Source organism: Methylobacterium guangdongense (genome assembly GCF_038442355.1).
In the GTDB taxonomy this organism is placed as follows: Bacteria; Pseudomonadota; Alphaproteobacteria; order Rhizobiales; family Beijerinckiaceae; genus Methylobacterium; species Methylobacterium guangdongense.
In genome coordinates, this window is the sequence record NZ_JBBXMX010000011.1 from 79813 (window position 1) to 94311 (window position 14499).

Below are 14499 nucleotides of genomic sequence, written 5' to 3' on the forward strand. Positions count from 1 at the left end.
ACGCCCATGTTCGACGCGACGCCCCACCTCGGCCTGCCGCTGATCGCGGCGAGCCAGGCCCAGAAGCACGTCACCCACAACGAGGCGCTCGGCCTCCTCGACGCCCTGGTTCAGCTCGCCTGCCTGGACAAGGATCTCACGGCACCGCCGCCGAGCCCCGCCGAGGGCGACCGCTACTTGGTGGTGACGGCGAACCCCGGCGGCGCCTGGGCGGGGTTTGCGGGCCAGGTGGCGCGCTACGCCGACGGGGGCTGGACCGGCGCGATCCCGCGGGCCGGCTGGCTCGCCTACGTGGTGGACGAGGCCGACCTCTACGTGTTCGACGGCGCGGCCTGGACCAGCGTCCGCCGCACGCTGGCGGCGATCCGGAGCGTGAGCCGCCTCGGGATCAATACGGAGGCCGATGGGTCCAACCGTCTCGCCGTGAAGGCGGATGCGGCGCTCCTGAGCTGGGACGACGTCACGCCCGGAACCGGCGACATGCGGGTCACCGTCAACAAGAAGGCGGCCGCGCGGGACGCCGGCTTCGTGTTCCAGACCGGCTACGCGACCCGGGCGCTGTTCGGGACGCTGGGCGGCGACGACTTCGTCCTCAAGACATCGCCGGACGGGGCCGCCTTCACCACCGCACTGACCGCCGCGGCGGCGACCGGCATCGTCGCCTTCGCGGCGAGCCCGACCGCGCCGACGCCGGCCGCGCAGGACAACGCGACCCGCCTCGCCACCACGGCCTACGTGGACCGCGCCGACGCGGCGGCCGTCGCCCGCACCCAGGTCGCGGACGCCGCCTACGCGATCCAGCCGACCGACCGCACGGTCGCGGTGATCGCCCTGACCCAGGCGCGCACCCTCTCCCTGCCGGCGGCCTCGGCCTTCCCGGAGGGAGCGACCCTGACCATCCTCGACGAAAGCGGCGCCGCCTCGGTGGCACTGAAGCTCACGGTCGCGGCTTCCGGGGCCGACCGCGTCAACGGCGCGGCCTCGGCTGCCATCGTGGCGGCCTACGGGGTCCTGGCGCTCCAGAGCAACGGCTTCGACAAGTGGACGATCGTGGACCAGGCGACGGGGGCGATGCCCGCGCTGCTCGGTGCGCCGGTCGGGAACTTCCTGTTCACCCCCGGCGGCGACGGCACGGTCTCCCTGTTCCGCAACACGGCCCCACACGGCGCCAATCCGCGCGGGACCACCCTCGCGGGGGTCTCCGGGACGACGCTGACCCTGAGCGGGGGCAACGATGCCGCCCTGTTCTACGACGCTGCCATGCAGGGCGTGTCCCTCGCCCGGATCTGGAACACCACGCGCGGCACCGCGGCGTGGATCGCCGCCGCGCCGGCCGCCAACCAGCTCGACGTGACGAGCGCCGCCGACGTCGCGGGCTGGGCCTCTGGCGATGCCGTGCAGCTCGGCGATCCGCCCGGGCAGCACGGCGGCCTCAACGTGGTCGCGCTCGATCCCAGCCCGATGCTCGTCAAGCTGTTCGGCCGCGCGTTCCCGCAGACCGGCATCCTGTGCAAGGCCTCGCTGGCGGGCGCACAGGCGAGCCTCGCCCTGTCGGGCTCGGCCGTCACCGGCAGCTTCGTGGCGATCTCCAGCCCGAACGACGGATCGCCGAGCAACGGCCTGATTCTCGTCCCCTGCACCGTCGCCTCGCCGGTCTCCGCCGCGAACCTCGTGTTCCTGCGCGAGACGATCACCGGCTCCGGCGGCATCACGGTGAGCCTCGCCTCGTCGCTCGCGGTGTTCGCCTGAGCGTCGCGGCCCGTCGGAGTCCCGTTCCCAATCCCCGATCCGGGAGGTTTCCATGACCGCACCACTCGTGCGGGCGACCTTCTTCGCCCGTCTGCGCACCGCGGGACCGTGCGGGCCGCGCCTCACGCAAGTCGAGGTCGACGGGCTGACCGCGCTGCTCGACGCGTGGGAGCGGCTGGGCTGGCCGCCCGATCCGCGCCCGGTCGCCTACACGCTAGCGACCGCGTGGCACGAGTGCCGGCTGGACCTGTCGATCCGCGAGGTCGGGCTCGGGCGCGGCCACGCCTACGGCGTGCCGGTGAACGGCCGGATCTACTATGGCCGCGGCGCCGCCCAGCTAACCTGGATCGACAATTATCGGACCTTCGGCCGACTGCTCGGCCTCGACCTCCTAGGCGATCCCGACCTGGCGCTGGTGCCGGCGACGAGCGCCACGATCCTGGTGCTCGGCGCCCGGGATGGGCTGTTCCGGCCGGGCCACGCGCTCGGGCGGTACTTCGACGCCGACACCGATGATCCGGTCGGCGCGCGGGCGATCGTCAACGGCGACGGCGCGAAGAACGGGCTGCGGATCGCCGGCCACCACAGGAGCTTCCTGGCCACCCTGACCGCCGCGCTTCAGCCCGCCGCACCCAACCAACAGCCGACCGCGTGGTGGCCGCGCCTGCGCACGGTGATCCGCCGCAACATGCAGAAGGGTGTCTGACCATGGGATTTCTCGCCATCCTCCCCGCGCTGCTCGGCGCCGTCGGTCCGATCCTCGCCAAGGTGCTGCCCGACGAGGGCCAGCGCCTGCAGGTGCAGCTCGACCTGCAGAAGGCCCTGATCGACCAGCAGGGCGACCTCGGCCGGGCCATGGCCGAGGTGATGAAGGCCGATGCCGGTTCGGAGAGCCCGCTCGCCCGCAACGCCCGGCCGATCACGGTGCTCTGGGCCCTGGCGATGATCACCTGGGTCGGCGTGGTCTCTCCGATGATTGGGTTGCAGGTCGAGGTCATAGCCGCGCTGAAGGGCGTGCCGGCCGAGCTGTGGTCGCTGCTGACGGTCGGGATTGGCGCCTACATGCTGGCCCGCTCGGTCGACAAGATCGTGCCGCAGATGGTGGGGCCGAAGGCATGAGCCCTCGAAGCCCGGACAGCGCACCGATGACCGAGCAAGCACCATCCCGGACGCGCGCGGTGCGTGTGGCCCGGGGCGAGCGGAGGACTGGAGCGATGGCCGACCACCTGCCCGAATGGATCGGTCGCCTGATCGAGCGCGTGGAGGCGACCGGCCGTCAGGTGGACGCGCTGGGCAGCAAGCTCGACCGGATGGACGAGAAACTGGAGGGGGTGGCCTACCGGCGGGACATCGAATCGTTCGTGGCGCGGGACGAGATCGAGCGGCGGATCGACAAGGCGGTGGACGGGGCGAAGCTTGAGACGGCACGGGGTCTGGCCGAAATCAACGGCCAGGTGCGGGTGCTGTATCGGATCGGCTGGGGGCTGGCGTCGACGGCGCTGCTGGCGTTCGGCGGCATCGTGCTGGCGAAGGTCGGACTGACGCCGCATTGAGCGCGGTGTGCCGGCGAGACCGTCCCATCGGCATCCTGCCCCGGCGGGCTGTTACTCGCCGCCTGGGCGCCGCCTTGGGGCCCCTCCGGTCATTCGCGACGGGAAGTCGCTGCTGGTTTCGGCTGTGCTCTGCGGGGATATCGGGGGCAACCCCAAGGTTAGCCGACACAGGTTGTTGCGCCGGTCCAGTCATTAACGCAGCGCGCCGTCCCGCATCGCAAGATGCCGGCATGTTCAAACCCGCGAGCCTGCCATGCATTTCAAAATTCGCTCAACCGGTCGTCACCTGTGGACCTGGGTCCTGCTGGATGCGACGCAGATGACGGTTCTGGAGTCGGACCGTACCTTTCCGTCCGAGACGCAGGCCTCGGCCGCCGCGCTCGCCTTCGCGAAGCTCGTGACCCGGGCTGGCCGATCGCTGACCGCCGGGCCGAGCAACGCATTGCTCTGAGTTTGAACGCCGCGCCGCATCGTCGCAACTTTTTCTGCGAATACGCGATCGCGGAATCGCGATGAACGGCGATCTTCAGCACCTCGGAGTGCTGAGTTTTACGCTATCGACCGCGCAGGAAGAAGAACCAGATCAGGATGAGGACGGGAATCGGCACGCCCAAAAGCCACAAAAGACTACCGGTCAGCATGTTTTACTCCTTCAACTGAAGGAGCAACCCCAGGCTCCGCAACCTGTTCCTGGATGCGATCCACTCTTCCGCCCGTGCCGTCGCGCCGAAATACGGGGCGACGGCACGCATGGGGCCATTCGAGCCCTTCGTGATGTTGACGGCCCGCGTCACGGCTGCGGCATGCGCCGGATCGAATTGACGTTTTCCGGCGAGAGATCCGCTTCGAGACTGCCGTGCGGATGCGAGGCCGCGGGCTTGTCGTCGTGGCGCGCCGCGACCGGCTTCGTCGGGCGGGCAACCGATCCTGTGGTGGCAGGCCCGGCGCGGTCGGGCCAATCCTGCACCTTGAGGGCTCTGGCGGGCTTCTGGTCGCCGCAGCCATTGCAGACCGAGACCAGCCACGACTGCCAGAGACCGTCGGTCCGTTCCTTGACCGATTCCGCGCGCTCTCGATGCGCGGACGCCAAGGCGACGGTATCGAGATCCGATTGCTGCTTCGGCGCCACCGCGCCAAGGCTCGTGTCCCGCTGGCCGATGCGGTCGTCCGGCGGGCCGCCACGCACCTCCGGCGAGACGGGCGGGCGGATCCGCAGATTGAGTGTTTCCGCCGACGCGGACTCGGTGTTGCAGCCGACGCAGATCTGGGCCGCGATCGCATCCGTCGAGACCTGTTCGGCGGTCGGGCGCTCGATGGGCTTGATTGCGGTGGGGCTCGCATCGCGGCTCGGCGGCTTGGTCTGCCCGACGGCCGTTGTATTGGGCGCCCGTTCAGTCGACAGCACGCCGCCTTGCGTACTCGCTGGGTCCGTCTGTGCGAATGCTGTGCCAATTGGCAACGTGCTGATCAAGGACGTGGCGATCAGGATACGGAATGCTGTCATGGCTTCCTCCATGACAGGGTTAATGCCCCGACTCGCGTCGTGTTCAATCTCGAAACCAGATTCAATACCCCCCAGGGGTTGGCGGAGAGCTGTCTAGGAGCGCAGGGGTCGCCTCAGGATCTTGCCGGCTGAGCGGCCGCGCCGCGATCCCTCCTGAGCGGATATGAGCCCCCCCACCACGCCGCGCGGGAACCGGGGGCGGCCTCAGCCGTAGTGCCGGCACGATGCCGTCCGCACGTCGCATATCCGATTCCCACCTGCCGGCCGTGACCCGTCCACGGCTACGTATTCAGGGCGCATTCAGTGCCATCGGCCCACATCTGCCACCAATGCGCTACGCCATCGCCCTCGTCGCCATCAGCCTGACCGCCGCGGCCCTCGCCGCGGGCGGCCTCGGCTCCATGGCCGACGACGGGCCGGCCCCGCAGACGGGCGCGGTCTCCGGCCAGGCGCCCCTGCGGGTCGAGACCTGCCTGTCGCCGGCCGATATGCGCGAGGAGGTCGGCGAGCGGCGGGTGATCCCACCCGTGGCGGCGATCCGCGCGGCCCGCACGGTGATCCCCCGGGCCGAGATTCAGCGGGCGAGCCTCTGCCGTTACGAGGACACCCTCGTCTACATGCTGACCGCCTTGCGCCGGGACGGTCATTTCGTGCACGTCATCGTGGACGCGCGCACCGGCAGCGTGGCTGGTCAGTATTGAGCGGGCGCCGAGATCGTTTCGGAGGGGAGTGAGCCGTGCGTCTGCTCGTCGTGGAGGATGACAAGGACATCAACCGGCAGGTCGTCGCCGCCCTCGAAGAGGCCGGATACGTCGCCGACAAGGCCTATGACGGCGAGGAGGGTGGCTATCTCGGCGAGAGCGAACCCTACGATGCCATCATCCTCGACATGGGCCTGCCCAAGGCCGACGGCGTCACGGTGCTGCAGAAATGGCGGCGCTCCGGGGTGAAGACGCCGGTGATCATCCTCACCGCCCGCGATCGCTGGTCCGACAAGGTCGACGGCTTCGATGCCGGCGCGGACGATTACGTCACCAAGCCGTTCCACATGGAAGAGCTGATGGCCCGGGTCCGCGCGCTCCTGCGCCGCGCCGCCGGCCACGCCACCAGCCAGATCGCCTGCGGGCCCGTCACCCTCGACACGCGCTCCGGCAAGGTCTTCGTCGACGGCGCCCAGGTGAAGCTGACGAGCCACGAATACCGGCTGCTCTCCTATCTGATGCACCATACCGGCCGGGTCGTCTCCCGGGCCGAACTCACCGAGCACCTCTACGACCAGGATTTCGACCGGGATTCCAACACCATCGAGGTGTTCGTCGGGCGCCTGCGCAAGAAGCTCGCGGTGGACCTGATCCAGACGGTGCGCGGCCTCGGCTACCTGGTGGATCCCAACCAGCCGCCGGCGCGGGTGTGAGCGTGGCCCGTCCCGGCACCCTGCCGGCGGTCTTCATGCGCGGCGGCACCAGCAAGGCGCTGATGCTGCACCGCCGGGACGTGCCGGGGGATCTGGCCGCCTGGGAGCCGGTCTTCCTCTCCGCCATGGACAGCCCCGATCCGTTCGGGCGCCAGCTCAACGGCATGGGCGGGGGCGTCTCCTCGGTGTCGAAGATCTGCGTCGTCGCGCGGTCCGAGCGGCCGGACGCCGACATCGACTACACCTTCGTGCAGGTCGTGGTCCGCGAGGGCCGCATCGACCTGTCGGGCAATTGCGGCAACATGCTCTCGGCGGTCGGGCCCTTCGCGGTGGATGAGGGGCTGATCGCGGTTCCGGACGGCCCGGCGCGGCTTCGGATCTACAACACCAACACGCGCAAGCTGATCGAGGCCGGGTTTACGGTTCGGGGCGGTCGCACCGTCTATCGCGGCGACCTCGCGATTCCCGGCGTCACCGGCACCGGGGCGCCGATCCGGCTCGACTTCATCGATCCCGGCGGCGCCACCACGGGCCAGCTTCTCCCGACCGGGGCCGTCCGCCAGATCCTCGATGTCCCGGGCCTCGGCCCGATCGAGGCCTCGCTGGTGGATGCCGCCAATGCCTGCGTGTTCGTCCGCGCCGCCGATCTGGGGCTCGCCGGGACCGAGCTGCCCGCCGCCCTGGAGGCGGTCCCCGGTCTCCTCGACCGGCTCGGGCGGATCCGCCGGGCGGCCTCCATGGCGATGGGGATCGCGCCCGACCTTGAGGCCGCCGCGCGCATCGTTCACGTGCCCTTCGTGGGCATCGTGGCGCCGCCGCGCGAGGCCGGCAGCCTCTCCGGTGAGGCGGTGCGAGCCGCCGACATCGACCTGACCGCCCGGGTGATCTCCAACGGCGTGCCGCATCAGGCCCTGCCGCTCACCGCCACGCTGTGCCTCGCGGTCGCCGCCCGGATCGAGGGCAGCCTCGTCCATGAGGCCGCGCGTGCGACCGACGCGGCGCTGCGGGTCGGCATGCCCTCCGGCATCCTCACCGCCGACGCCGTGGTGACGCGCGACGGCGGTGTCTGGCAGGGGGAGCGGGGCTCGTTCTACCGCACCGCGCGGCCGCTGATGCGGGGCGACGTGTTCCATGATTCCGCGCCGCCGGTCTGAGCGTCGAGTGCTGTTGTCGCTGTGTCGCTGATCGTACTAGATGGCGCAGGCCGCCACGCTACGGACCCGTCCTCCCCATGACCCCTGCCCACAAAACCGGTTCGGCGCAGCGGATCCGTCGGTTCAGCGCCTGGAGCGGTCTGGGTACTCTGGCCTCCCTATGGCCCCCCACCGAGCTGCTTCCGTATCCCCATCGCGACGAGGCCGATGCTCTGCGCGGCGACTTCTCCCGGATCGGCAACGATTTTTGGCGCGTGATCGAGCGTGAGGCGGCACGTGGGACGGTCAAGCAGGACTAGAACGCCTGCGCGCCAGCCCGGCCCGACCGACCAGGGTGCATCCGCTCCCCGAGGCGACACCGCAGCCGAGGTCGGGCGCGCCAGCTACTGGCACGGCCCGCTGCCGCCGCCGTCCATGCTGGAAGGCTTTGCCCGCTTGGTGCCGGACTCGCCCGAACGCATCGTCCGGCAATGGGGGTTGGAAGCCGAACATCGGCGGGCGTACGAGCGGCAAGCGTTGGAGGCCGCGATCCGCCGCGATGCGCGCGGTCAGGTCAGCGCGCTCTTTTCCGCATTGACGGCCCTCTCGGTGTCCGCCTTCGCGGTCTGGCTGGGCCAGCCCTGGGGTGCCGGGACGATCGGGGGCGGAACCATTGCCTCCGTGGTCGGGGCGTTCCTGTACCAACGTGCGACGGCGAAGACGCAGGCGCTACCCCGTTCCCCGAGCGATCGATGACCGACCTGATCGGCCTCTTCTCCCTGCGCCGCCGCTCCATCGCGGTGCGGCTCGCCGTGTCGGCGTTCCTGTCGAGTTCGGCGATCCTGCTGATCGCCGCCTGGATCCTGACCACCCTCTATCGCGAGAACACCGAGCGCGCCTTCGACAGCCGGCTGCTCGTCTTCACCAACAACCTCGCCACCGATCTCGTCTCGCCGAACGATCCCGAGAGCCGGACCTTCTCGCTGGGCGATCCGCGCTTCGACCTGCCCCTGTCGGGCTGGTACTGGCAGGTCGGCAAGCCCGACGCGAAGCCCCGGGACGTGCGCACCTCCCGCTCGCTGGTCGGGGTGCCGCTGCCGCCGGCCACGGATTCCGAGGGCAAGGTCGGGGTCGGGCAGATCCGCCAGGGCTACGGCCGGGCGCAGGACGGGCGCCTGCTGCGCATCATGGAGCGCGACGTCGATCTCGGCGAGGAGGGGCGCTACACGGTCCGGGTCGCGGGGCCCGCCGACGAGATCGTCAACGACGTCGACCGCTTCCGCAATTCGCTGACCATCACCTTCGGCCTGCTCGGCCTGTCGCTGGCGCTCACCACCCTGCTGCAAATCCGGTTCGGCCTCGCGCCCTTGAAGAAGATGCGCGCGGCTTTGGGCGCCGTCCGCCGGGGCGAGGCCGATCGCATCACCGGCACCTATCCCCGCGACATCGCCCCGCTCACCGGCGAGGTGAACCTGCTGATCGAGACCAACCGCGAGATCCTGGAGCGGGCCCGCACGCAGGTCGGCAACCTCGCCCACGCTTTGAAGACGCCGCTCTCGATCATCGTCAACGAGGTCGGCGCCTCGGACGCGCCGGAGGAGCTGGCCCAGAAGATCCGCGAGCAGGCCGCGGTGATGCGCGATCAGGTGAACTACCACCTCGACCGGGCCCGGGCCGCCGCGCTCGCCGGCACGCTCGGCACCTCCACGGAGGTCGAGCCGGCGCTCGCGGGCTTGGTGCGCACCTTCGGCAAGATCTACCGCGACAAGGACATCGCCTACGAGGTCCACGTGCCCCCCGGCCTGCGCTTCCGCGGCGAGCGCCAGGATTTCGAGGAGATGGTCGGCAACCTCGTCGACAACGCCTCGAAATGGGCCCATGCCCGGGTGGCGATCCGGGCCGAGGCGGTGACCAAGGCCGATTATCCCCACCTCGTCGTCGCCATCGAGGATGACGGCCCGGGATTGCCGCCGGAGGCGCGCCAAGCCGTGCTCGGCCGGGGGCGGCGGCTCGATGAATCGAAGCCGGGCTCCGGCCTCGGCCTCTCCATCGTGGCGGATCTCGCCGCCCTCTACCGGGGGCGCTTCACCCTGGAGCAGGCGGCTTTGGGGGGCCTGCGCGCCGTGCTGGAGGTGCCGGGCGATGCGCCGGTGGGCGCGGCGACGCATTGATACGATCCGGGAAGCCGGATCGTGGTCGGCGTAAGTCTTGGCCCTGAATCAACCTTTTGTTTCACTCTTGTCTTCGCGCGGCAGTTGCGTGACACCGTGCCGCCGCCGGGGGGCGTCGTGGCGTTCCGCTGCCGGGTCCACATGGTGTGGCGAGATACGGGCCGGTCCGGCCCGCTGGCGAAGGTGCGATGACGGCGATCTGGTTCATCCTGGCGGCCATGACCGCGGCGGCCGTGCTCGGCCTGCTCTGGCCCCTGTCGCGGCGTGCCATCGTGCCGGCCGGCGAGACCGGTGGAACGGCCATCGCCACCGAGACCGCCTTCTATGAAGACCAGATCGCCGAGATCGCCCGCGATCTGGATCGCGGCCTGATCGCCCCGGAGGAGGCGGAGTCCGCCAAGGCCGAGGCGGCGCGCCGCCTGCTCCGCGCCAGCCGCGAGGGGAAGCTCGAGGCCGAGGATGCCGGCGCCGTCGAGGCCGCGCGCCCGGCCGAGCCGCGCCTGCGCCGACGCCGGGCGGCTTCGGCCTTCGCGGTCTCCACCATCCCCCTCGTGGCGCTGATCGCCTACGGCCTCTACGGCTCGCCGGAACTGCCCGCCCAGACCGACGCGGACCGGCAGGCGGCCCGCGGCGGGGCCGACGAGCTGATGAAGGCCGTCGGGCAGATCGAGGCGCGCCTCGCCCGCGATCCGAACGATGCCCGCGGCTGGGCGGTCCTCGCCCCCGTCTACATGCGCACGGGCCGGTTCGACGACGCGGCCCGCGCCTACGGCAACATCGCCCGGCTGAAGGGCGAGACCGCCGACCTCCTCGCCGATCAGGGCGAAGCCCTCACGGCGGCCGGCGACGGCACCGTCACGCCCGACGCCAAGGCGCTGTTCGAGAAGGCGCAGGCCAAGGACCCGAGCGCGCCCAAGCCGCGGTTCTACCTCGCCCGGGCGGCCGAGCAGGCCGGCGATACCGGTGAGGCGATCCGCCAGCTCACGAGCCTCGAAGCCGCGAGCCCGCCGGACGCCCCCTGGCTCGGCGTGGTCCGCCAGACGCTGGCGCGCCTCAAGGGCGAGCCGGCACCCCCGACGCCGGCGCCGACCGAGCCGAAAATCCCGGCCGCGCAGCAGGCGGCGATCCGCGGCATGGTCGATGGGCTCGATGCCCGTCTCAAGACCGGCGGCGGCACGCCCGACGAGTGGCTGCGGCTGATCCGGTCCCGTGTCGTGCTGGGCGAGCACGATCAGGCCGCCGACGCCCTGGCGCGCGCCCGCACCGCGCTCGCCGGCGATCCGCAGGGTCTGACCCAGGTGGAGCAGGGCGCCCGCGCCGTCGGCCTCGGTCCGGAGGGCGAGCCGGCGCGCCCCGCGGAGCCCGCCCCCTCCGGGCCGTCGGCCCGGGCCGAGACCGAGGCGGCGATGGCGGCCGTGCGCGCCATGCCCCAGGCGGAACGCGATGCTGCCATCCGCGGCATGGTCGATGGGCTCGACCGGCGGCTGGCCGCCCGGGGCGGCACGCCCGACGAGTGGATGCGGCTCGTGCGCTCCTACAGCGCGCTGGGCGAGCGCGATCAGGCGATCAAGGCCCTGGACCGCGCCCGGATGGCGCTCGCCGCCAATGGTGACGCCGTGACACGGCTCGATGGGCTCGCCCGGGAACTCGACCTGCCCGGCAAACCCAATCCCTGATCGAGCAAATCCCGATCGAGCAAATCCTGATCGAGAAGGCGTGAGGTCCCGGCTGTACGACAATCGGTCCCGACGCCCGGCCTTGACCGGCGCCCTCGTGAAGCCGACACCCTTGTCAGCTAGAATGAGAACGGTTCGGGTCTGGGCGGGTGACCGCCCACCGGATCGCGGGGTGGAAGTATCGTGACGCGTAAGAGCCGCCGCCTGATCCTGATCGCCGCCTGCGGCAGCGTGCTGGCGCTGGCCGTGGGGCTGATCCTGTTCGCCATGAGCGGCTCGATCGTGTTCTTCCGCTCGCCGTCCGATATCGCCCTGCAGGCCATCGCCCCGGGCACGCGGCTGCGGCTCGGCGGTCTGGTGAAGGACGGCTCGCTCAAGCGCGGCCCGGACCAGGCGGTGGACTTCGCCGTCACCGATACGAACGCCACCGTCGAGGTGCACTACAAGGGCCTGCTGCCGGACCTGTTCCGGGAGGGGCAGGGGGTCGTCGCCGAGGGTGTGCTGGAGCCGGGCGGGATGTTCCGCGCCGACACCGTGCTGGCCAAGCACGACGAATCCTACATGCCCCGCGAGGTCGCCGACGCGCTGAAGGCGCAGGGGCGCTGGCAGGAGGGCGGCCCGAACAAGGCCGCGCCGCCGAAGCCCACCACGGCGGCCGCCGATTCGACCCTCGGCCCCCGCAGCGAGCGGTGAGGGAACCCGCATGATCGTCGAGACCGGCCACTTCGCCCTCGCGCTCGCGCTGGCGATCTCCCTCGTCCAGATGGTGATGCCGATCTGGGCCGCCCGCTCGGGCGATCCGGCGCTCCGGCAGATCGCCTCGCAGGCGGCGCTCGGGGCCTTCGCGTGCGTGCTGTTCGCCTTCGCGGCGCTGACATACGCGCACGTCACCTCGGACTTCTCGGTCCAGAACGTCGTCGAGAACTCGCACACGCAGAAGCCGCTGATCTACAAGATCTCCGGCGTCTGGGGGAACCACGAGGGCTCGATGCTCCTCTGGGTTCTGATCCTCACCCTGTTCGGCGCCTGCGTGGCCGCCGCCAAGAACTCCGTGCCGCCGCGGCTCCGGGCCAACACGCTCGGCGTGCAGGGGCTGATCACCTTCGTGTTCGTGCTGTTCATCATCACGACCTCGAACCCGTTCAGCCGCGTCGTCCCGGCGCCCCTGGAGGGCAACGACCTCAACCCGCTGCTCCAGGATCCCGGCCTCGCGATCCACCCGCCGCTCCTCTACGTCGGCTATGTCGGCTTCTCGATCAGCTTCGCCTTCGCGGTCGCCGCGCTGATCGACGGGCGGATCGACGCCGTCTGGGCGCGGGCGGTGCGGCCCTGGACGCTCACCGCATGGTGCTTCCTGACGCTGGGAATCGCGATGGGCTCGTACTGGGCCTATTACGAGCTCGGCTGGGGGGGCTGGTGGTTCTGGGATCCGGTGGAGAACGCCTCCCTGATGCCGTGGATCGCCGGGACGGCGCTGCTGCATTCCACCGTGGTGATGGAGAAGCGCGACGCCCTGAAGGTCTGGACGGTGCTGCTCGCCATCCTGACCTTCTCGCTCTCGCTGATCGGCACCTTCCTGGTCCGCTCGGGCGTGATCACCTCGGTGCATTCCTTCGCCACCGACCCGACCCGCGGCGTCTTCATTTTGGCGATCCTGATCCTGTTCATCGGCGGTTCGCTGACGCTGTTCGCGTGGCGGGCGCCGCTCTTACGGCAGGGCGGGCTGTTCGCGCCGATCTCCCGCGAGGGGTCGCTCGTCCTCAACAACCTCTTCCTGGTCGCGGGCTGCGCCACGGTGCTGGTCGGCACCCTCTATCCGCTGCTCCTCGAGATGCTGACCGGTGAGAAGATCACGGTCGGGCCGCCCTTCTTCAATTCGACCTTCGTGCCGCTGGCGATCCCGCTCCTGCTGATCGTGCCGGCCGGGCAGGCGCTCGCCTGGAAGCGCGGCGACGTGCTCGCCGCCGCGCAGCGCCTGTTCGCCGCCCTGGCCCTGGCCCTGGTGGTCGGCTTCGCGGTGCTCGCCCTGACCTGGGGCGGCCCGGTCATGGCCCCGGTCGGGATCGGCCTCGGCGTCTACCTGCTGATCGGCTCCGCGCTGGAGATCGTCTCCCGCGCCCGAGGCTACGGCGCGAGCCGGGCCCGGTCGCTCGGCCAGATCGGCCGCCGCGCCATCGGCCTGCCGCGCTCGGCCTGGGGGACGGCGTTCGCCCATGCCGGGGTCGGCGTGGTGGTGCTGGGCATCGCGGCCCAGGGATGGGCCGCCGAGGGTTTGGCCACGCTCAAGCCCGGCCAGAGCCTGACGACGGGACCCTACACGGCGACCCTGGAGCGCGTCGCGCCGCGCAAGGGCCCGAACTACGAGGAGGCCGCCGCCTATCTCACGATCCGGACCCGCGCCGGCGACGAGGTTGGGCAGGTCGAGACCGGCAAGCGCTTCTACCCGAGCCGCAAGATGGCGGTGACGGAATCCGGCCTGCTGACCATCGGGGCGAGCCAGGTCTATGCGAGCCTCGGCGAGATCGGCCAGGACGGCAGTATCGGCCTGCGGCTCTACTACAAGCCGCTCGTCCTGCTGATCTGGCTCGGCGCGGTGGTGATGGCGGCGGGGGGCGGGCTTTCGCTCACGGACCGCCGGATGCGTGTGGGCGCGCCCGCCAAGGCGAGGGTGCGGCCGCTGCCGAATGCGGTGCCGGCCGAGTGAGGGCGGCGATGAGGATTTTCGCGCATCTCCCTCCCCCCTTTGCGGGGGAGGGTGGCCCTCGAGTCGGCGCCGCGCTCATGCTTCTGGCCGCGCTCGTCACCCCAGCCCACGCCGTGCAGCCGGATGAAGTCCTGAAGGACCCCGCCCTGGAATACCGTGCCCGGGAGATCTCCGCCGAACTGCGCTGCCTCGTCTGCCAGAACCAGTCGATCGACGATTCCGACGCGCCGCTCGCCAAGGATCTCCGTTTGATCGTCCGCGAGCGTCTGGAGAAGGGCGACAGCGACAAGGCCGTGCTCGCCTACGTGGTGGCGCGCTACGGCGAGTTCGTGCTGCTGCGCCCGGTCTTCGCCCTGCACACGCTGCTGCTCTGGCTGACACCCGTGCTCGCGGTCCTGCTCGGCGGGTTCGGAATCTGGCGCCTCGCCCGCCGCCGCAGGCCGGCACCGACGCGCGGCCTGTCGGCCGCCGAGGAAGCGGAGGTCGCCGCGCTCCTGCGACGGGAGTAGAATCGGCCCCAGCGGTGATTCGCGAGGCCCCGCGGCACGAGTCTTGGATCGGGTCTCGCAGACCGCATGATCGGCGACGTACCTGG

At 70.9% G+C, this 14499-nt stretch carries 16 protein-coding genes; 15 read left to right on the forward strand and 1 reads right to left on the reverse strand.

Translation table 11 applies throughout. The features are described from left to right. The first annotated feature begins 6 nt into the window (after positions 1-6). The 5 genes from AAHG09_RS20195 (at position 7) to AAHG09_RS20215 (ending at position 3753) form a co-directional block, all read left to right on the forward strand. Complete coding sequence (locus tag AAHG09_RS20195; RefSeq protein ID WP_342109280.1) at positions 7-1749, forward strand: DUF2793 domain-containing protein; 1743 nt, start codon at positions 7-9, stop codon at positions 1747-1749. A 52-nt stretch (positions 1750-1801) separates the two neighbouring features. Further along, the gene (locus tag AAHG09_RS20200) at positions 1802-2455 is read left to right on the forward strand and encodes a glycoside hydrolase family 19 protein (protein WP_342109281.1); all 654 of its coding nucleotides are present in this window, start codon (positions 1802-1804) and stop codon (positions 2453-2455) included. A gap of 2 nt (positions 2456-2457) precedes the next feature. After that, positions 2458-2868, forward strand: a complete 411-nt coding sequence (locus AAHG09_RS20205; protein WP_342109282.1) for a 3TM-type holin — start codon at positions 2458-2460, stop codon at positions 2866-2868. 95 nt (positions 2869-2963) lie between these two features. Beyond that, positions 2964-3302 carry a hypothetical protein gene (locus AAHG09_RS20210; RefSeq protein ID WP_342109283.1) on the forward strand — a complete coding sequence of 113 codons (339 nt, stop codon included), beginning with the start codon at positions 2964-2966 and terminating at the stop codon, positions 3300-3302. A 253-nt stretch (positions 3303-3555) separates the two neighbouring features. After that, entirely contained in the window at positions 3556-3753 is a 198-nt protein-coding gene (locus AAHG09_RS20215; protein ID WP_342109284.1) for a hypothetical protein, read from the forward strand. Between the two features lie 339 nt (positions 3754-4092). On the opposite strand, the gene AAHG09_RS20220 is transcribed toward AAHG09_RS20215, so the two are convergent. Next, positions 4093-4806: a hypothetical protein gene (locus AAHG09_RS20220; RefSeq protein WP_342109285.1), complete on the reverse strand. Its 714-nt coding sequence runs from the start codon at positions 4804-4806 to the stop codon at positions 4093-4095. A 329-nt stretch (positions 4807-5135) separates the two neighbouring features. Here AAHG09_RS20220 and AAHG09_RS20225 point away from each other — a divergent pair, with 329 nt between their 5' ends. From AAHG09_RS20225 to AAHG09_RS20270, 10 genes are all read left to right on the forward strand, one after another. Beyond that, positions 5136-5507 (forward strand): PepSY domain-containing protein, encoded by a 372-nt coding sequence (locus AAHG09_RS20225; RefSeq protein ID WP_342109286.1) that lies wholly within the window; start codon positions 5136-5138, stop codon positions 5505-5507. A gap of 35 nt (positions 5508-5542) precedes the next feature. Then, positions 5543-6220, forward strand: coding sequence for a response regulator transcription factor (locus AAHG09_RS20230; RefSeq protein WP_342109287.1), 678 nt, complete (start codon positions 5543-5545; stop codon positions 6218-6220). Between the two features lie 2 nt (positions 6221-6222). Beyond that, the gene (locus AAHG09_RS20235; protein ID WP_342109288.1) at positions 6223-7374 is read left to right on the forward strand and encodes a 2-methylaconitate cis-trans isomerase PrpF family protein; all 1152 of its coding nucleotides are present in this window, start codon (positions 6223-6225) and stop codon (positions 7372-7374) included. 77 nt (positions 7375-7451) lie between these two features. Next, positions 7452-7673: a hypothetical protein gene (locus tag AAHG09_RS20240; RefSeq protein WP_342109289.1), complete on the forward strand. Its 222-nt coding sequence runs from the start codon at positions 7452-7454 to the stop codon at positions 7671-7673. Between the two features lie 115 nt (positions 7674-7788). Beyond that, a complete protein-coding gene (locus tag AAHG09_RS20245; RefSeq protein ID WP_342109290.1) occupies positions 7789-8109 on the forward strand; it encodes a DUF2335 domain-containing protein in 321 nt (106 codons plus the stop codon). Next, positions 8106-9524, forward strand: coding sequence for an ATP-binding protein (locus AAHG09_RS20250; RefSeq protein ID WP_342109291.1), 1419 nt, complete (start codon positions 8106-8108; stop codon positions 9522-9524). Before AAHG09_RS20245 ends, AAHG09_RS20250 begins: the two co-directional genes overlap by 4 nt. Positions 9525-9712: 188 nt before the next feature. Then, a complete protein-coding gene (ccmI, locus tag AAHG09_RS20255) occupies positions 9713-11200 on the forward strand; it encodes a c-type cytochrome biogenesis protein CcmI (RefSeq protein ID WP_342109293.1) in 1488 nt (495 codons plus the stop codon). A gap of 183 nt (positions 11201-11383) precedes the next feature. After that, a complete protein-coding gene (gene ccmE, locus AAHG09_RS20260) occupies positions 11384-11893 on the forward strand; it encodes a cytochrome c maturation protein CcmE (protein ID WP_342109295.1) in 510 nt (169 codons plus the stop codon). A gap of 10 nt (positions 11894-11903) precedes the next feature. Continuing rightward, a complete protein-coding gene (locus tag AAHG09_RS20265) occupies positions 11904-13904 on the forward strand; it encodes a heme lyase CcmF/NrfE family subunit (RefSeq protein ID WP_342109296.1) in 2001 nt (666 codons plus the stop codon). A gap of 77 nt (positions 13905-13981) precedes the next feature. Next, positions 13982-14413, forward strand: a complete 432-nt coding sequence (locus tag AAHG09_RS20270; RefSeq protein ID WP_342109297.1) for a cytochrome c-type biogenesis protein — start codon at positions 13982-13984, stop codon at positions 14411-14413. The last annotated feature ends 86 nt before the right edge of the window (positions 14414-14499 follow it).